This window comes from Paenibacillus sp. JGP012 (genome assembly GCF_014203995.1).
GTDB lineage: Bacteria > Bacillota > Bacilli > Paenibacillales > Paenibacillaceae > Paenibacillus > Paenibacillus silvae.
Map to the genome: position 1 here is coordinate 70,436 of NZ_JACHKG010000016.1, position 18,864 is coordinate 89,299.

General features: G+C 48.1%; 15 protein-coding genes. 10 read left to right on the forward strand and 5 right to left on the reverse strand.

Annotation, left to right across the window (positions count from 1 at the left end; genetic code table 11):
* Positions 1–55 precede the first annotated feature (55 nt).
* From HNR77_RS18815 to HNR77_RS29965, 3 genes are all read right to left on the reverse strand, one after another.
* Positions 56–409, reverse strand: a complete 354-nt coding sequence (locus HNR77_RS18815) for a YolD-like family protein (protein WP_184187610.1) — start codon at positions 407–409, stop codon at positions 56–58.
* Complete coding sequence (locus HNR77_RS18820; protein ID WP_184187612.1) at positions 406–1,650, reverse strand: DNA polymerase IV; 1,245 nt, start codon at positions 1,648–1,650, stop codon at positions 406–408. Before HNR77_RS18820 ends, HNR77_RS18815 begins: the two co-directional genes overlap by 4 nt.
* 478 nt (positions 1,651–2,128) lie before the next feature.
* The gene (locus HNR77_RS29965) at positions 2,129–2,332 is read right to left on the reverse strand and encodes a hypothetical protein (protein WP_221443913.1); all 204 of its coding nucleotides are present in this window, start codon (positions 2,330–2,332) and stop codon (positions 2,129–2,131) included.
* 198 nt (positions 2,333–2,530) lie between these two features.
* On the opposite strand from HNR77_RS29965, the gene HNR77_RS18830 reads away from it, so the two are divergent.
* The 6 genes from HNR77_RS18830 to HNR77_RS18855 all read left to right on the forward strand — a co-directional run bounded on the left by HNR77_RS18830 (position 2,531) and on the right by HNR77_RS18855 (position 11,193).
* Positions 2,531–4,756, forward strand: coding sequence for a hypothetical protein (locus HNR77_RS18830; RefSeq protein ID WP_184187616.1), 2,226 nt, complete (start codon positions 2,531–2,533; stop codon positions 4,754–4,756).
* Positions 4,757–4,897: 141 nt separating this feature from the next.
* The gene (locus HNR77_RS18835; RefSeq protein WP_184187618.1) at positions 4,898–6,109 is read left to right on the forward strand and encodes a HEAT repeat domain-containing protein; all 1,212 of its coding nucleotides are present in this window, start codon (positions 4,898–4,900) and stop codon (positions 6,107–6,109) included.
* Positions 6,110–6,131: 22 nt separating this feature from the next.
* Entirely contained in the window at positions 6,132–7,532 is a 1,401-nt protein-coding gene (locus HNR77_RS18840) for a glycosyltransferase family 2 protein (protein WP_184187746.1), read from the forward strand.
* 238 nt (positions 7,533–7,770) lie between these two features.
* Positions 7,771–8,574, forward strand: coding sequence for a response regulator transcription factor (locus HNR77_RS18845; RefSeq protein WP_184187620.1), 804 nt, complete (start codon positions 7,771–7,773; stop codon positions 8,572–8,574).
* A gap of 301 nt (positions 8,575–8,875) precedes the next feature.
* On the forward strand, positions 8,876–10,243 hold the full coding sequence (locus tag HNR77_RS18850; protein WP_184187622.1) for a nucleotide sugar dehydrogenase: 1,368 nt from the start codon (positions 8,876–8,878) through the stop codon (positions 10,241–10,243).
* A gap of 8 nt (positions 10,244–10,251) precedes the next feature.
* The gene (locus HNR77_RS18855) at positions 10,252–11,193 is read left to right on the forward strand and encodes a hypothetical protein (RefSeq protein WP_184187625.1); all 942 of its coding nucleotides are present in this window, start codon (positions 10,252–10,254) and stop codon (positions 11,191–11,193) included.
* Positions 11,194–11,643: 450 nt separating this feature from the next.
* Here the strand turns inward: HNR77_RS18855 and HNR77_RS18860 are convergent, their stop codons facing one another.
* Positions 11,644–12,549, reverse strand: a complete 906-nt coding sequence (locus tag HNR77_RS18860; RefSeq protein ID WP_260410669.1) for a helix-turn-helix transcriptional regulator — start codon at positions 12,547–12,549, stop codon at positions 11,644–11,646.
* A gap of 415 nt (positions 12,550–12,964) precedes the next feature.
* On the opposite strand from HNR77_RS18860, the gene HNR77_RS18865 reads away from it, so the two are divergent.
* The 4 genes from HNR77_RS18865 to HNR77_RS18880 all read left to right on the forward strand — a co-directional run bounded on the left by HNR77_RS18865 (position 12,965) and on the right by HNR77_RS18880 (position 17,481).
* Positions 12,965–14,176: an LLM class flavin-dependent oxidoreductase gene (locus tag HNR77_RS18865; protein WP_184187628.1), complete on the forward strand. Its 1,212-nt coding sequence runs from the start codon at positions 12,965–12,967 to the stop codon at positions 14,174–14,176.
* 225 nt (positions 14,177–14,401) lie between these two features.
* Positions 14,402–15,676 carry an ABC transporter substrate-binding protein gene (locus HNR77_RS18870; protein ID WP_184187630.1) on the forward strand — a complete coding sequence of 425 codons (1,275 nt, stop codon included), beginning with the start codon at positions 14,402–14,404 and terminating at the stop codon, positions 15,674–15,676.
* A gap of 3 nt (positions 15,677–15,679) precedes the next feature.
* On the forward strand, positions 15,680–16,552 hold the full coding sequence (locus HNR77_RS18875; RefSeq protein WP_184187633.1) for a carbohydrate ABC transporter permease: 873 nt from the start codon (positions 15,680–15,682) through the stop codon (positions 16,550–16,552).
* Positions 16,553–16,665: 113 nt separating this feature from the next.
* Positions 16,666–17,481, forward strand: a complete 816-nt coding sequence (locus HNR77_RS18880; protein ID WP_184187636.1) for a carbohydrate ABC transporter permease — start codon at positions 16,666–16,668, stop codon at positions 17,479–17,481.
* Between the two features lie 305 nt (positions 17,482–17,786).
* Here HNR77_RS18880 and HNR77_RS18885 read toward each other — a convergent pair whose 3' ends face one another.
* Complete coding sequence (locus HNR77_RS18885; protein WP_184187639.1) at positions 17,787–18,779, reverse strand: hypothetical protein; 993 nt, start codon at positions 18,777–18,779, stop codon at positions 17,787–17,789.
* Positions 18,780–18,864 lie beyond the last annotated feature (85 nt).

The following is an 18,864-nucleotide window of genomic DNA, read 5'->3' on the forward strand; positions in this document are numbered from 1 at the left end:
GACTATTACAGAGATACGGTGCTGCACAAGTTGAAGCTGCTGTATCGTTCCACTCTCATTCATCCAGCCATTCACCAGCGGGTGTTACACCTGTAATCAGGTTCATCTGTAAATCACGGGTTCCATTTGCTGTCAGGAGCCTAAGCGTACGGGCAGGGCCATCCAGCTTGAGCACACGTCCCGTATACCAAATATCGTCATGCTCATGGAATAGGGTGATGGTGATCTGGTCACCCAGCACCATGGAGTTGCTCAGCAGCCGGGACATTTCTTCGGCAGCCTGAGCATCCAGAGAAGGACGAGTACGCGGGGCAAGCTGCTCCTGATGAAGAATATAAGCTTCCCGATGCTCCGGAAGCATCATGCGTGAGGACTCAAAAAGTCCGTTCTGCTGCAATTTTTTACTCATTTATAGTGACCTCCAATTTTGTGAGAACGGTCCTGGGCCTGTGCAGACGAACAGAGGGAGGATGCCCGCATAATGGCGGTGTCTCCGAACTTGCGTTTGATATCATCTGTGGCCCGTTCCAGTTCTCTTTTGCGTTCACGGTCGTCAAACCAGGATAACTGCACCTCCGAATCGGGGACAAGCCCGGTCAGAGATACGCTGATGCGGCGAATGGGTAATCCGTCCCAATGGCGAAGAAACAGGGCAGCCGCGGCATCATATACTTCATCCGTAATGTTGGTGGGTTCATTCACCTTCATCTGACGGGAAAAGCCTGTCGGTCTGTCGTAATCCTGCCCCCGGCACCCAACCGAGACCACATGCCCCATGAGTGATTTGTCCCGGGAACGCCGACTGACCAGTTCTGCCAGCTCCAGCAGTACAACCTTGATCTCTTCCCAGGTCTCATAATCCCGCGGCAGTGTCATCTGATGTCCGATGCCCTGCTGCTGGTGTGTGTAAGTGCCAGGCTTCACCGGGGAATCGTCTATACCGCGGGCTATACGCCATAATACTTCCCCATTTACCCCCCAGCGCTCCTTCAGACGAGACAGCGGTGTATTGGCCAGATCACCAATCGTATGAATTCCCATCTTGTAGAGATGCTGTGCCATACGTGAACCGACCATAAACATGTCGCGTACCGGTTTTTCCCAGATTGTGGACGGCATCTCCCTGCGCGGCAGCGTGTAGATGCCCCCGGGAACTTTTTTGGCATACAGATCACAGGCCATTTTACTGACCACCTTGGTATCGCTGATCCCGATGCGGATGTAAACGCCCGTTTCATCCAAGACTCTGGACTGAATGCTGCGTGCAATCGTTTCGGGACCGCCGAACAGCTCCAGACTTCCGGTGACATCGAGAAATTGTTCATCAATGCTGTAGGGTTCCACAAGATCGGTGTACGACTGCAAAATGCGCGTAATGTGAAGGGAGACGCGGATATACTCGGCCATACGTGGACGAATGACGACAACATCCGGGCACTTGGCAAGGGCTTCACCCAGCCGTTCTGCGGTCGTAATGCCGTAGGACTTGGCGAGAGGACAGGCCGCCAGAATGATGCCCGAACGCCGTGCCGGATCACCAGCTACAACCAGAGGGCGATCCTTGTACTCGGGATGTGCAGATTTCTCCACACTGGCATAGAACGACTGGCAGTCTGCCAGCATGATGACACGTCTGTCTTGGCGGGGCATAATATTTCCTCTCCTTATCTGCTGTAATTCTGGGTGTTGTTCCTATCGTGTGATCTATAGGCGGAGTAATCGTTATTTACAGTTTATTTACAGTATGGAACAAGTGTTCCTGTTTTATAAGCATAAAGGACAATTGCAAACGCGGCAACCGGAATTATTTTGCAAATTGGACACAAATACAGAATGACCAGATTGAAGCTCGGAAATAGGAAATAAGAAGTGCTTTTTTACATATAATGTGAGAGATCTGTGACCGCAGGGTGATGACCAGCAGTTCATTTTGCTATTTGTAAAAGGTGGATCAACGGACAGAGTCCTATATGAGGGACTGATGTCCTTTTTTCATTTTCAGCATTTTTCAGAAAACCTTGATGTGGCGCGGGTTTTCACTGATGCGTTATCGGACTATAGTATCAATTTTGTAATCTTTATGGTTAATACTGTAAAAAACAGCGCAACTTTAAAAATCGACTTGCGTTTAATGGGGTATATGTTTCACGGGGGAAGGATGCCTGGGGCCGCGTTGCACATAACAATAACGAGTGGAGTAACGCAGGAGCAGCGGTGCATTCATCTGTGCTTTTTTGGGCAGATCAGACATGTAAAAAGACCGCAAACGGAGCTGCTGCCTTGGTGTGCTGAAGGATGGCGCGAATGGCCGGGTATGGGCAGAACGTTCCATATCATGTTTGCTTCCATCAGCCTAGTTACAATACAGAGGCTTAGCGCTATAGTGAGAACTACACCGCTGACATCTCTACCAAAGCGGACATCCGAAGCGGAATGATCGTATGTTTCCTGTCCGGATTTGATGTACACATTATAAATCCGGTGAATGGGGAAGCAGGATGCATACTAGAGAGGTGAGCAATCAGAAGTCATGAGCAGACAACGACGAAGACGCTGGTTACTGACAGCTTTGACAGGTGCGATGGTGCTGACTGGCGGGATATTGGCCGGATGGCATTATATGCAGCCCAAGCTTGTTACGTATACAGCGGAGAATGGCACGGAGATGAAATTCAAGACCAATGGAGACCGGTTCATGCAATACGGGTCGGATGGAACGTGGAAGGAAATGTTCGTCAAAGGGGTCAACCTGGGTGCAACCTCACCAGGACATTACCCGGGAGAATTTCCACTCACCGAGCAGGATTATCTGCGCTGGTTCGAGCAGATTCAGGACCTCGGAGCGAATGTGATCCGTGTGTATACGGTCCATCAGCCGATTTTTTACTCCGCACTGGTCGATTATAATCGCGGCCGGGAGCAGCCATTATATTTTATACAGGGCATATGGTCACCCGAGGAGGAATTGATTGAGAAGCGGGATGCCTATGCCGATCATATTGAGCAGACGTTCAAGCAGGAGATTGAAAAGGCAGTATCTGCGGTATACGGAGATGCAGACATTGCAGCCAAAAATGGAGAATCCAGCGGTAAATACAGAACCAATGCCGGAAAATATTTGATGGCATGGCATGTAGGCACAGAATGGGACCCTGCTATGGTGGACAATACAAACAAGGTGCATGCGGATGTGCCGCAGTACAAGGGGGTGCATTTCTCAGCGACCGCAGAAGCTTCTCCGTTCGAAAACTGGCTGGCAGAGCTTCTCGACTATACGGCTGTTCAGGAGAAAAAGTATGGATGGGAGCACCCGATGACCTTTACCAACTGGGTCACAACCGATGTGCTGGACCATCCGGGCGAGCCCCTGTATGAGGAGGATATGGTCAGTGTAGATGCACGGCATATCAAGCCTGAGGCATGGGATGGAGGTTATTTTGCCGCCTACCATGTGTATCCGTATTACCCGGACTTGTTCCACATCGATAAGACGCTGCAAACGATCAAGGATGCCAATGGGGAGTACAACACGTACAAAAGCTATCTGCGCAAGCTCAAAGCCGAGTTTTCCGATATGCCTGTAATGGTTACAGAGTACGGTGTACCTTCCTCTCTGGGCATTTCCCATCTGGGCATGGGCGGCCGGAATCAGGGCGGGCATAACGAGGTGCAGCAGGGAGACATTGATGCCTCGCTGACACAGGATATTTATGACGAAGGGTACGCAGGAGCTATTCTGTTCATGTGGCAGGATGAGTGGTTCAAAAAAACCTGGAACACGATGCCGATCGAAATTCCGGCTGACCGCCGGGCGTACTGGCTGAATGTGCTGACGAATGAGAAAATGTTTGGCCTGCTGGCGATGGACCCCGGTAAGCAGGACCAGCTGACCATCGACGGCAAGCTGGATGACTGGAATAAGCTGCAGCCTGGAGAGGTCACGGTCTGGAAAGGCAAGGTGCAGGGCATTCAGGAGATGAAAATGACCCATGACGAAGCCTATCTGTATATAGGCCTGACGCTGGATCAGCCATTTGACCCTGAACAGACGCTGCTTCGAATCGGTACAAATACCCTTGCTGGTGGCAGTCAGCCTGGCAGTATGCTTTCAGGCAATACGCTGAGCGATGGACTGGAAACGGTCATTACGCTTGGCAAGGATAACGAGTCACAGGTGCAGATTGCGAAGGATTATGATTTCAACCAGCGACTGTATGGCAAGGATGGATATGACATGATTCCGGATCAGGAATTGAAGTCGGCTGAACCGTTTCATTCGTGGAACCTGGCGGTCAGTCTGAAAATGACACCACCGGATACACGTTCAGCGCATCCATTTATGACAGAGAACGTCGGGATGTTAAAGCGGGGAACAACAGCACCCGGACAGACAGACACCGATTCGTTAACAGCCTGGCAGTATAACGGCAATCAGGTGGAGATGCGAATCCCATGGATGCTGCTTGGCTTCGGTGATCCAAGCTCCTTGCAGGCGATTGAGTATGGACCATTGAAAAACGGACGTGAGTTCTCTACAACGACAGTTGAAGGCATCACGCTCGTTCCATGGCTGACGAACCGATCCACGAAACAGGTATCATGGCCTGGTGGTGAACAGACAAGCCTCGACTTGAAGGCATTGCCCGTCTACAGCTGGAAGCCTTGGGAACAGGTCAAGTACAGCGAAAGGCTCAAGCTAAGCTATGAGAAAATGAAGCAGACCTACGAAAAAATGCCTAGTTTTCGCATTGATTAAATAGGATAAGTAAGCTTGGAGATAGGATAAATGAGTGCATAAAGACGGGATAAATAAAGGAATAAAGATGAGATGAATTAGAAATTCCTTGAATCAACAGCACAGAAAATCATAAAGCAGCATAAAGGAGGACTTTTTCACATGTTCCAGAGTTTGGCTTTGGCCTATTGGTTTCTGATGGTCTGCATCGCACTTGTGATTGTGGGCGTCATCATTCTGTTTGCCATGAAAATGTCCCACAATGGCAAACAGCGCAAAATGGCTTTGTACGAAATGAAGCAGCGGGATTATTTCACATATTTGCAGACGGCACTCACAGAGAACAGCCCGCTCAAGCTGCCGCCCGGAAAACTGGCCCCGCTGGAGCGCCGGGTTATTCAGGACAAGCTCATTGAATGGATTGACCAGTTCAAAGGCGAGTATCGGGAGAGACTGATTGAATTGTGCCGTGAGGCCGGATTTGTCGAGCATGATCTCAAAGAGCTGGGGCGCTTGCGGTACGGTCGTCAGATTGATGCGGCATATCGTTTGGGTGCGATGCGCTGTCCTGAAGCGGTTCCGGGATTAATGGAGCTGCTCAGAGATGAGAAGCCTGGCCCGATGGCGATTATGATTGGACGTTCGATTGCGAGATGTACGACCCGTCATGGCGAGTTGAAGGATATGCTTGCACTGCTTTTAACGAAAGGAAAATCGATTCATCATCTGGCCGCAGATATACTGCTGGAAGCAAATCTTGATACAAGCCGTGTCCTGCTCGAGCTGCTGGAGGACCGCAATCCTGACTTTGTCAAAGTGGGCCTTGTAGCGATGTGGGGGCAAGCGGTGCCTGAAGTAATGCCTGCACTCGACAGGCTCGTTGGAGCTGAGCATCAGGATGTACGGGCCGAAGCCGTGAAGCTGTATCTCAGTGCAAGTCCGGCCCTGCGGGATGAGACGATTCTGAAGCTGATTCAGGATCCGGACCCGGAAGTTCGCGCTGAAGTGGTGCAGGCGCTGGGCTCGAAGCATGCTGCAGGCAGTATTCCGCTGCTGCGCAAGGCACTTCGTGATGCAGATTGGAGAGTGCGCTACAACAGTGCGGAAAGTCTGAGCAAGCTGGGCGAACCCGGGTTCGAGGCTTTGTGTCAGGCAGCCGTGCAGGGAACAGGTGCAGAGCGCGAGATTGCGATGCAGCAGATCGAGAGCACGATGCAGCAATCGGGAGCCGACCACAAGGCGGTAGAGCAGATGATTGCACATAACAAAAAAAGATTGCTGTATGAACGTTACTTTGGCCCTGTGCGCGGTGGGAACCGACCAGCCAAGAAACGTGCAGGCGTTGCAACAGTAGGAGGGGATTACACTGCTTAGAGATCTATTGCTCATCTACGGTATGGTCGCCATCTATTATGTGGTGTTTGTTAATACACTTTATTTTTCCATACTGGCCTTATCATTTCGTAACATCTGGACGATCTTCCGGCGTTCACATTACTCCAAGTACAACACGTTATCCGGCTCGGAGCTGGTACCTTCGGTTTCCCTGCTAGTGCCAGCGTACAACGAGGAACTGACGATTATTGAAAATGTGAACTGCCTGATGACACTGAATTATCCTACGTATGAGGTTATTGTCGTCAATGACGGCTCCAGCGATTCCACCTTGAAGATGCTGCTTGAGGAATATCGTCTAAAGCCGATGCCGAATACGCAGCTGCGGGGAAAAATCCCTTGTCAGTCCATTCGCGGAATCTACCATAACCCGGAGTTCCCGGATCTGTATGTGATCGACAAGGAAAATGGCGGCAAGGCTGATTCCCTGAATGCAGGCATCAACCTGTCCCATTATCCGCTCATCTCTTCCATTGATGCCGATTCACTGCTGGAGAAGGATGCCCTGATCCGCATGGCCCGCATGTATATGGAGAACCCGGAAGAAACGGTAGCGATCGGCGGCGATGTGCGTATTGCCAACGGCTGCAAGATCGAAAATGGCGCGGTACAGGACGTATCCTTGCCGCGCAAAATCTGGCCGATGTTCCAGTCTATCGAGTATCTCAAGGCTTTTCTCGGCGGACGGATTGGCTGGAGTCATATGAACGGTCTGATCATCGTCTCGGGTGCTTTCGGTATGTTCCGCAAGGATGCCGTTATTGCGGTAGGGGGTTACCGCGACGGTTATCCGGGTGAGGACATGAACATTATTATCAAGCTTCATCGCTATATGCTGGAAAATAAATTGAAATACCGCGTTGCCTTCTGTCCTGAAGCGGTGTGCTGGACACAGGCGCCGGATTCCTACCGGATTTTGTCCAGCCAGCGCAAGCGCTGGGGCCGCGGGAATCTGAAAAACATGCTGGAAAATCGCGGTATGCTGTTCAACCCGAAATACAAGGTTATGGGATTAATCACGATGCCATATAACGTCATTTTCGAAGCGCTGAATCCGTACTTCCGAATTACCGGACTGATGGCTCTGGCTGGATACGTGCTTCTGGACATGACCCAGTGGCCGATTCTTGTCCTGTTCGGTTTGCTGAACTTTGTGAGTGGATATCTGCTGAGTGTAGGGGCGTTGATTCTGGAGGAGATTGCGTTCAAACGGTACAACAAGCTCTCTGATCTGGTCAAAATGCTCGTCTATTCTGCGCTGAAATTTGTGGGTTACCACCAACTTGGCGTGTTATGGAGATTGCAGGGTCACATTCAGTTTTTGCAAAACAACAATTCCTGGGGCACGATGACCCGCCAAAGCTGGTCCGAGGAATCCAAGGATGCCGGGAAAGCAGCTTAAGTAATACAGTAACAACAGTATAGATGTTCAACTCCATTTTTACACGACGACGGAGAGGACAGAAAAAATCTGAAAAAGCGAAGCGTTCACCTTTATCACTGGATTTTTCCCTTGAGAAAAGGGAATCGAAAAAATCCGGGGATAACAGTGATTGGAAGATTGTTCTGTCATCGGAGCATGCGTGTAAACGACTTGTTGAACTTGTATAAATCATTGAAGGAGAAGGGTGGAAAAGAACATGCCAAATACGGCGACATTGCAGCGTGACGCTGCCGTTGATGTGTACCGCAGTGTAGAACAGGGATTGAAGGAAACAGGTGCTGAAGCATGCGGCTTAATGTTCATTCACTGTGCAGGTCAGGTTCAGCCGGAGCAGCAGGTCAGAACACATCTGGAGCACGCGGGTTATGCGTCCTTCGAGGTGTGGCAGGATAGCCAGACGCAGACCGTTGCTGTACTGCTTCCCGGTCTTTCGCTCGACGAGGTTCACTATGAAGGACTCCGCATCAAGCATGAGCTGCAGGAAAGTGTTCCTGGTGCTGATCCGCAAATTACACTGGCCAGTTTCCCGCCAGGGGAGCGCCCTTCGAAGGCAACGATTCAGCATATGGCCGAATCTTCGAAGCTTGTGGATTCATCGGAAATTCATATCTACACGCTGGAGCATACCGCAGATGAACCGGAACGGATTCTGATTGTAGATAATGATCCGACGGTTCGTGAGTTTTTGCAGCTGCGTCTGAAAATGCAGGGATACGAAACCTACGAAGCGGTGGATGGACTCGCTGCTCTGGAGCTGATCGAAAAAGTAACGCCTGATCTGGTGCTGACCGAGTTGAATCTGTATGGCATCGATGGTCTGCCATTTATCCATCACATTCAGAAGCTGGAGATGGAGCAGCCGCCCAAAATTGTGGTGTTGACGGAGCAGCGGGTCGAGCAAACGATCAGCCAATGCTTCCGCAGCGGGGTCGATGATTATATGACCAAGCCGTTCTCTCCTGTGGAGCTGGACGCCCGGATCAGACGCTGCCTGCACTAGAAGATCAACAGAGTCACAACAATTACAACCACATCTATATGATCTGAACTATTATTTTTACACTTTAACGAAGAGGACAGAAAAAACCTGAAAAAGCGGAGCTAAAAGCTTTCTGAAGGAAAGCTGCATCGGAAGCATAGGCTTCACCTTTATCACCGGATTTTCCCTTTGACAGTAGGGAATCAAAAAAATCTGGGGATAACAGTGATTGGAAGGTTATTCTGTCATCGAAGTGTCCGTGTAAAACCTCTTAGTTCAACTTATATAAGCAACATCAAATAAACTGCCCGGAGGGAATATCATGGAGAATCAACAATTTCACACTTTACTGAACGCGATCGAAAATAAAGAAGCGGTGCTGGGCGTTGTCGGCCTCGGTTACGTTGGCCTTCCCCTTGCGGTGGAGATGGTCAACCAAGGGTTTACCGTGATCGGCATCGACCTGGATGCTTCCAAAGTCGACAGCATCTACAATGGAGATTCCTATATTCACGATATTTCATCCGACGAATTGAAAAAAGTAATGCAAAGCGGCCGTTTCCAGCCAACAACGGACTACAGCATGCTGCGTGTCATTGACGCATTAAGCATCTGCGTACCGACACCGCTTAGCGAAAATCAGGACCCGGATACCTCTTACATTGAGACCGTTGTAGATCAGATCAAGCTGCATATGAAACCAGGCATGCTGATTACACTGGAAAGCACAACGTATCCAGGTACCACGGAAGAGTTGATCCAGCAGGAGCTGGACAAGATCGGACATGAAGCTGGCAAGGACTATTTCCTTTGCTTCTCGCCTGAGCGAGTGGACCCGTCCAATGGCCGTTTTACCACGTATAATACACCGAAAGTCATTGGTGGTACCACCGAAGCTTGCCTGAAGCTCGGCACGGCGTTATACAGCAAATATGTAGAAACCGTGGTTCCGGTATCTTCACCTAAAGTAGCGGAAATGTCCAAATTGCTGGAAAACACCTTCCGCAGTGTCAACATTGCCTTCGTGAATGAAATGGCGATGATGTGCGACCGGATGGGGATCGATATCTGGGAGGTTATTGACGCGGCTGCGACAAAACCGTTTGGCTTTATGCCATTCTATCCAGGGCCAGGCATCGGCGGACACTGCATCCCGCTCGACCCGATGTATCTGTCATGGAAGGCCAAAGGATTCCGTTTTTACAGCAAATTCATTGAACTGGCGCAATCCACGAATGACAATATGCCGTACTATGTACTGAATAAAACGTCAACGATTCTGAATGAATACGCGAAGTCTGTTCGCAAATCGAACATTTTGCTGCTCGGCATGTCGTACAAACCGAACATTGCCGATCTGCGTGAATCACCAGGACTGGAAGTATACGAACTGTTCAAGGAAAGCGGCGCAAACGTTAGCTATTACGACCCGCATGCAGCATCATTCAGAGATAAACACGGCGAAACCGTGTACAGCCAGGCTTTTAATCTGGAGCAATTCAAAACATATGATTGCATCGTGCTGATCACCAACCACAGCGACTTGCCTTATTATGATATTGCGGAACTGGGTGTACCGATTCTGGATACACGCAATGCATTCCGTACGTACAATCATTCACACATTTACAAGATCGGTCACTCGGTACAGCATCCCGTGTTTGCACCAAGTGAAGCGGTTCTCGTCTGAGGCGACTAATGAGAAAACAGGGCAAGTGGGCAGGTAAGGCTAAATGGGCTATTGTGGCTGTGGTGTTCTGCCTGCTGCTGCTGTCCTGGCTGTTCAAATGGTTTTCGCACGAGGAGCACAAGGCGACCTGGCTGTGGGATACGTCGATCATTACAAAGCAGACACCTGAGATTATCGCGTTCTCCAAGGAACAGGGCGTGGATACCATTTTCCTGCAACTTCAGGATGAGGTACCCGATGCGGCCTACCGCAAGTTTATTGCAGCTGCGACCAATGCCGAGATCGAAGTGCACGCCCTTAACGGTCATGCCGACTGGGCTTATCGCGAAAAGCGCGCAGAAGGACTTGCTTTTATTGAACGAGTTCGAGCATACAATACATCTTCTGCGAAGAATGAACGCTTTGTGGGCATTCAGCTCGATGTCGAGCCGTACCAGCTAAGACGTTGGGAGAACGAAGAGAGCAGTGTCATTGCCGAGTGGCAGAACAATATGGAGGTCTGGACGAAAGCCGGAAAGGCCGCAGGCCTGTATATGAGTGCAGCTATTCCATTCTGGTTGGATGCTCGTCAGTCCGCTGGAGGCAAGGAAACATTCAGTCGCTGGGTCATCTCCCGTTTTGATGCAGTAGCTATTATGGCTTATCGGGACAGCGGGCAGCAGATGTATGATCTGTCCAAGGAAGAGCTGGCTGAAGCAGATGAGCTGGGCAAGAAGGTCTGGATTGGAGCAGAACTTGCGGATACACATGAGGGGGACCACCTGACCTTTTTCCGCAAACCGATCAGCAATATGGACGAAGAGATGCAGAAGGTGTTTGAACTGGGCGCATCACATTCGTCTTTTGCAGGTGTGGCTGTGCATCATTATGAGGCCTGGTATGCGAAGCAAAACGGGATTCCGCTGGCGCGCAAGACGGAGGAAAAGAAAGAGGAATCACAAACGGAATAGTCGAAGCTTCAACGTGAAGTGATGATCCCTTCTGGGCAAAAGCTGCAGGTATTCGTTCCTGTGCTTTGCGGCTCAGAAGGGATTTTTACATCATATAGAGAATGTGAATGTGCTTATTAATAAGGTGTAAGGTAACTCTACTCTTTACTCACTTGTACCGTTTTCGTTTGCGAGTCATAGGAGAAATTAATGTTGTAGATCGGTACGATATCTTTTAATGGAAAATAAATGCGGTTTTGAATCAAAAGAACGGGGTTATTCATCAGAAATCATTAGAAGTAACGTAACACCGAGTACATAAGTTACATAGGTTCAGGAAGTAAAATGAAAAGAAAACCTGAATAAGGAAAATCCCGATCACTCGCTTAGTGAAGAGACTTGCCTTATTCAGATTATTTAGCGCTAAGCAAGATGGAAACGCAAACCCAGCGTGCCTGTTGTCATATCGGATCAATCTCTTTTCTGTTCCGTATTCGTTGTCCGATAACGGTTAGGGGGCAGACCAACCTGCTTTTTAAAAGCTTTGGAGAACGAAAACAGGTCGGGATAACCCACGGAATGAGCCACCTCCGTTAAACTCAGCGTGGTCTGCACGAGCAGAAGCTTGGCCTGGTTCATTTTGAGCTGCTGAATATACTGCACAGGAGACAAGCCGTAAGCTTTGCGAAACTGCTTGGCAAAGTGGGTTCGATCCACTCCTGCATGAGCGGACACACCTTCTACGGAAATTCCTCCTGCAAAGTGTAATTCAATATACTCCTTTCCTTTTTGAAGCCAAGGGATGGCTGCATCTGGTTGTAAGTCTTTGGTTGCCGGAGAACGTGCGATACGGTCAAAAAGACTGAGAAACCGTGTCAGTCGCCCCAGATCACTGGCACCGTCCTGTGGTTTGCGAACGTCTTCCATAAAAGAACGCATGCTGCTTGTGGTTTCGGGTGTCAGCACACCTGAACGATACGGGCTATCAGGACTCAACCCAATTCGCGAGAGCAGTTCAGCGGCATATGATCCGTCAAAGGCGATAAATATTTTTTGCAATGGATGGTCGGGATCTGTCCAGTACTCATGCGTTACATGCGGAAACAGACAGAAGGCATCTCTGGCTCGCAGAGGATACTGCTTTCCGTCCTGAATGAATGTGCCCTCCCCCTCCAGTACAAATAACAAATAGTGATATGGCGTAGTCCGAGGACCAATATGATAGTTGCTTTTGGCAATGTTGCGACCAATGCGTAAGGGCCAGGCACCGCTGGCCTTCTCAAATTCAGACGGAGTGAAGAATAGAATATCCAGAAACTCGTGGTGATCCTCCTTCATGCGTTCAAGCTCGGTCATCAGGAACACCTCTTTAATCATTAAGTATCGTTGATATCATCTAAAAGAATCGTTTATAACCTATTATACAGGTTGGTTTTATGTAAATTCAAGACGAGTAAAACCTGAATTCGAAAACGACCACAAAATGACAAAAATAAATTGCCGCGAAATGACATTGATCACAGACAAATCAATTGATATGATGTCCATACCTATTAAACCAAGCTAATTAATCGGCATTTAAGATTATTTATGACTGTTATATTGATTTAAAGAATCACACGACAACGGAGGGGACAGAAAAGACCTGGAGAAGCGAAGCGTGCGCCTTTGTCACCGGATTTCCCCCATAAATAGGGAATGAGAAGAAATCTGGGGACAAGAGTGCTCGAAAGGTTTTCTGTAACCGAAGTGTTTGAGTGAACATTTAGAGCAATTTTATCCATAGAAGGGAATGACGATTGTGAGCGAACAGGAAGAGATGAAGTTTGGATGGTTTTTACCAACGGCTGGAGATGGGAAGTATGTAGGTGTAGAGCCAGAACGTGAGCCAAGTCTGGATTATCTGGTGCAGGTGGCACAGACGGCAGAGACGGCCGGATTCGAATTTGTACTGATTCCGACAGGGGGAGCCTGTCTGGACGCATGGGTGGTCGGCTCGGCGGTAATGAGTCACACCAAGACATTGCGTCCCCTTGTAGCGATTCGCCCAGGTCTGGTGACACCCGTACTGGCAGCTCGCATGGGTGCGGCACTGGATCAGCTCTCTGGCGGTCGCGCCATGATTAACGTGGTTACAGGCAGTTCGGTTCGAGATCTGGAAGAGCTCGGTGATCCGCTGGCACATGCGCATGATGAACGATATGTTCGCGCAAGCGAATATATGGAAGTCATGAAGCGTTCATGGACGCAGTCCACGGGACTGAATCTGACAGAGTTTGCCGGAAGTGGTGCACAATCAGGTGCAGATGCATCAGGCAATCCAAATCCTGAATTTAACGGTCAGTATTATAACTTCAAAGGCCCGGTAGGTATGCCCGAGACGGTACAGAAGCCACACCCTCCATTCTATCTTGGAGGAAGTTCTCCGATTGCAAAGCGAGTGGCGGTTGAACATGCAGATACGTTCCTGATGTGGGGCGAGCCGCATGACTGGATTCAGGAGCAGATCGAAGAGATCGAGGTCATTCGCGAGCAGGTGAAAGAGGAAACGGGACAAGATCGTCAGCTCCGTTACGGTATGCGTGCACAGGTGCTCATTCGGGATACCGAAGAAGAGGCATGGGCAGCAGCGTGGGAGATCATCAGCAAAGTACCACCGGAAGCGATTGAGAAGGCCAAAGCCGCATTTGCCGAGACGGATGCCACCAACCAGCGCAGACAGAATGAGCTCCGGGAACTGTCCGAGAAACAGCAGTTTGTGGTTGGGCCGAACCTGTGGACAGGTTTGTCGGTAGTACGCTCCGGCGGAGCTATCCTCATCGTAGGTACAGCGGAGCAGGTTGCAGAACGGTTGATGGAATACGGAGACCTGGGCGTGACGACTTTCATTTTGTCTGGTTATCCGCACTTGGAAGAAGCCGAAATCTTCGGCAAGACCGTGATGCCGATCATCCGCGAAAAATGGAAAACAAGACAGAAGCAACATTCAGTTACTACTAACTAGTTACTACCAATCTAAGTAAGTGCACTTTTTTTTACACTTTAACGGAGAGGGCAGAACCGATCTGAAGAAGCGGAGCGCTCGCCTTTATCACCAGATTTTAACCATTGAAAGAATAAATTCAAAAAATCAGGGGGTAACAGCGATCGGAAGATGGTACTGCACTCGGAGTGTCTTGTGTAAAACATTCGTTAAACTTACGTTATCATCCTTAGGAGGTCGTCTTTCATGAAAAAAACGAAAAAAATGATTCTGCCGCTTGTCAGTATGCTGGTCATGTCCATCCTGCTGTCCGCTTGCGGCGGTGGAAATAACGAATCATCCGGAGAGAACGGCTCCTCAGATTCAGGTAAAGTGACCATTAGCTTCATGCACTGGCGCGGCGAGGTTTCCGAAGCATTCAACAAGACGATCGATGCGTTTGAAAAAGAAAATCCGAACATCCATGTGGAGATGCAGACGCTGCCTTCGGATCAGTATCAATCTACGGTACAATCCAAAATCAGTGACGGCTCCACGGGCGATGTGTTTGCTTCTTTCCCGGGTGCCCAGTTCCAAGCTTTCAGCAAAGCCGGATTATTTACGGATCTGACCGGATCATCCTTCCTTTCGGCTTACAATCCGAAACTGATCGAGGCAGGGCAAAAGGATGGCAAGCAATACGCTGTTCCCTACCAACTTGTATACAACGATCCGATCTATAACGTGAAACTGTTTGAAAAGTATGGCCTCACACCACCGAAGGATTGGGAAGGCTTCCTCGCTCTTTGCCAGAAGCTGAAAGACAATGGCATCATTCCGATTGCCTTTGCCGGAGCGGACATTGGTCCAGGCCAATTCATGAATACGATGGTGATGAACAATGCACCGAGTGACGACATTTTTACCAAAGTTGAAGCAGGCGAAGCCAAACTGACAGATGAGTTCTGGGTGAAAACGTTGACGCAAATCAAAGAACTGAACGATAAAGGATACTTCCAGCAAGATGCACTGGGTACGAAAGACCCGGCAGCAGGTGCACTGTTTATTCAGGAAAAAGCAGCGATGCTCGCAAGTGGATCGTATCAACTTGCTCAGAACAAACAGCAAAACCCGAATCTGGAGCAAAAGCTGCTCGCACCGATTACGGTAAGTGCCGATCAGGCGAAATACGAAGGGGTGCACACGACAACGTTTATGCTTGCGGTAAACAGCAAGTCAAAACACCCGGAAGAAGCCAAGAAATTCCTAGAATTTCTGAGCAAACCGGATGTAGCTGGCGCATACGCCAACCAGACAGGACAAAATGTAACGGTGAATGACGTGAAGTATGACACACCTGAGCTTCAGGTTGCAGGAGAGTGGGCGAACAAAAAGACCGTGTTCCAGCCACGGTTCACGATTCTGAATGGAGATAACCAAAAGGCGGTAACCAACTCCATTCAGGCTGTACTGAGCGGCACTTCACCAGAAGAGGCCGCACAGCAGGCACAAGCGATCATTGATCAGCATATCGGGAAATAAACGATGAAAAACCGGTTTCAGCTATCCCTGTTTCTGTTACCCGGATTGCTGTTGTACGTTGGATTGTTCGTATTTCCTACATTGACGGGGCTGTTCTATTCGTTTACGGATTGGGACGGGGTATCCCCGTCGTATGCATTTGTAGGGCTGGATAATTACAAGGACAGTCTCAGCAGCATCGTATTTCGCAAAGCCTTCGGCAATAACGTGGAGTTTATGTTAACGGTTGTCATCGCACAAATTTTTATTTCACTCGTCCTGGCACTGCTTCTGGTACGCAATACCAAGACAAGAGTGATGCTTCGGGCGCTGTATTTCCTGCCGGCGATTCTGTCATCGGTGTCGGTTGGTCTGATCTGGGCGTTTATGTATGACCCGTCTATTGGACTGATCAATTACGGATTAAACGAGGCGGGCATGAGCGGCATCGCTCGTAACTGGATCGGTGATCCGAAGATTGCGATCTTCTCCATTGCTGCGGTGCAGGTCTGGGCTCATGCAGGACAGATGATGATTGTGTTCATCGCAGGTCTGCAAGGCATTCCGGCAGAACTGTATGAAGCGGCACGTATGGACGGCGGCAGCAAATGGCAGGTATTCCGTACCGTGACCTGGCCGCTGCTGGCCCCTTCGGCAACGATTGTTGTAGCCTATACGACGATTCAGTCGTTCAAGGCCTTTGACCTCATTTTCACGATGACGGACGGAGGACCGAACTACGCCACTGAAATTTTGACCACATATATTTATCATACGGCCTTCGGCAGCTATTCATTTGGTCTGGCTTCTGCCGGTTCGATGATCTTCCTGGTGCTGCTCGCGTTGTTGACACTGTTACAGTTCAAAGCGCTGCGTGCCGACCGGGTAAGTTATTAACGGATAAATGATTGCTTCTTTTCGTGAAAAATACGAACTAGTTGATGTTAATGTTGATGTTGAATGAAGAGATTCGTTATAAGTGTGAGGTTGAGTGGAAGGAGGGAGATTATATGGTTTTCAAATGGTTCAATCGACTGATTCTGTTTGTGTACGCACTGCTCATTCTTGTGCCGCTGTATTTTGTATTTGTATCTTCGTTCAAAACAAGCAGCAACTTCTTCACCAGTCCATTCAGCTGGCCGGACCCGTTTACATGGGATAATGTGACGGGGCTGTTCCGTAATCAGCCGATGTGGCAATACTTCGGTAACAGTATGGTTGTGACGCTCGGGACGGTTGCGATTGAGCTGCTGCTCAGCAGCATGATTGCTTACGCTATTGTCCGCTGGGGCGGAAGTGTAGGCAAAATTGTGTTTGCGCTGTTTGTGGCAGGTTTGATCGTGCCGTCCCAGGTCAGCATGCTGCCGATCTATTCCCTCACACGTACGCTCGGATGGTCCGACAGCCTGACGGGTCTGATTATTGTGTCGGCTGCCATGCTGATGCCTGTTTCCGTGTTCATGCTGACAGGTTTCATGCGTATGCTGAATTCGGAAATTTTGGAAGCAGGCAGTATGGATGGCGCTAACGAGTGGAGACTCTTCACCCGAATTGCTCTGCCACTGGCGGCACCTTCACTCGCGGCAACAGCGACGTTTCTGCTTGTGATGGTGTGGAATGACCTGCTCATTCCGATGCTTATGCTTACCAGCAAGTCGAAGCTGACTCTGCCACTTGCACTGATGCAATTTCGCGGGGAATACGTGACCAATTATCCGATGATGCTGACCGGTGTTCTTGTGACAGCGATCCCGATGATTGTGCTGTTTCTGCTGCTTCAGCGTTATTTCGTGGCAGGTCTGACCGCAGGTTCACTCAAAGGGTGAGGGACTGAAAGTCATACGGAAAGCGACATGTGCAGATATGGGAGAAATGATGAGTTTGCACCATTCAACCCATTAACATGAACTGAATGTTTTTGCTCAGAGCAACGAGCTACAGGAATGAGTGATGCATTAGTTTCCAGAATGAACTAGAGGTAAGCTAAAAGCGAGTGTACGCATTAAGTGCAACCCGCTTTTAGCTTACCTCTATTATAGTCACTTTTAAAAGTAATGAGTGAGTCGTATTTGAAATTGGAAAGGGAGATCATTAATTCTTGTTATTGTTTGTGAATGTTTGGTCTACTAAATTAATCAATGCTAAATCCAAGTGATTGTAAGTCATCTAAAATCATATTTAATGTATCCGTTTCTTTAGATACTAATAAATCAATAGAGGTCGCTAGATTAGACAAAGCCATATTGTCGAGAGAAACTGAATACTTCAGTATAATATTTCGGTGTATTTGAGCAAGTTGTTCTATCTCTTTATATTTTGAATAAATCTTAGGATTCTTTATATAGTTGTGTTCCATCATATAGTTTATTCTCTCAAGCATACAAGATTTGTGCTCCAATAAAATATGAAAGGGACGTATATCAGCGTTATTTGAATCTGATTTAATTATTTCAATATATCGTTTGAGATAGTCATAGGTTTCAATACCAAATATAGGATTGGAAGGAAGATAACCATTTCCTTGATTAGTATTAATAGAGAGTAAATAATCTTTTATTGAACGTATAACATTGTGAATATTAAATTGTGGAGTAATGTAGTTATTGTAATTGTATAGAATAGTTAGTTTATAATCAGCATGACTATAAGCTTTTCTAAAGTCTTCAAAGTGAACTTGTGTGCTAGCAAAATGGTAACTCTCATTAAAACCTAAAACATTAAATTTTTCATCTTCGTATCCATAAACAAAAATATTATGAGTGAAGGATTTATTTGTTTTCTTATTTGGGATATAGAGCTCATCAACATGAGTATAAACATAACAATCTTTATTGATGCTATTTATAATGTAGTCCACAATGTCGATTTCACTAATTGAGAACTCTGGTTTAGAAGCATAAGCCTCTATACATGGGTAACTGAACAATCGATCGTTTGGAAAGTAAAAATCAACTAGATGGTCATTTTTATACTCAAAGTATTCTGGATTACATATTATTTGGATAAAGTTATTATAGAACCAAGGAAGATAGTCATTGTAATTACCCATTATTGACAACGGATAAGCGTGATGTAAAAAACCGATAACTTTTGGCCGGGAAATAGGAAGTACTCTAATAACCATTGTTTAAATTCTCCTTAGAAATTATTATATGCTGAAAAAAAACACCAATTCACCTAATTCAAATTTCGGTTATAAAGTTATAGTT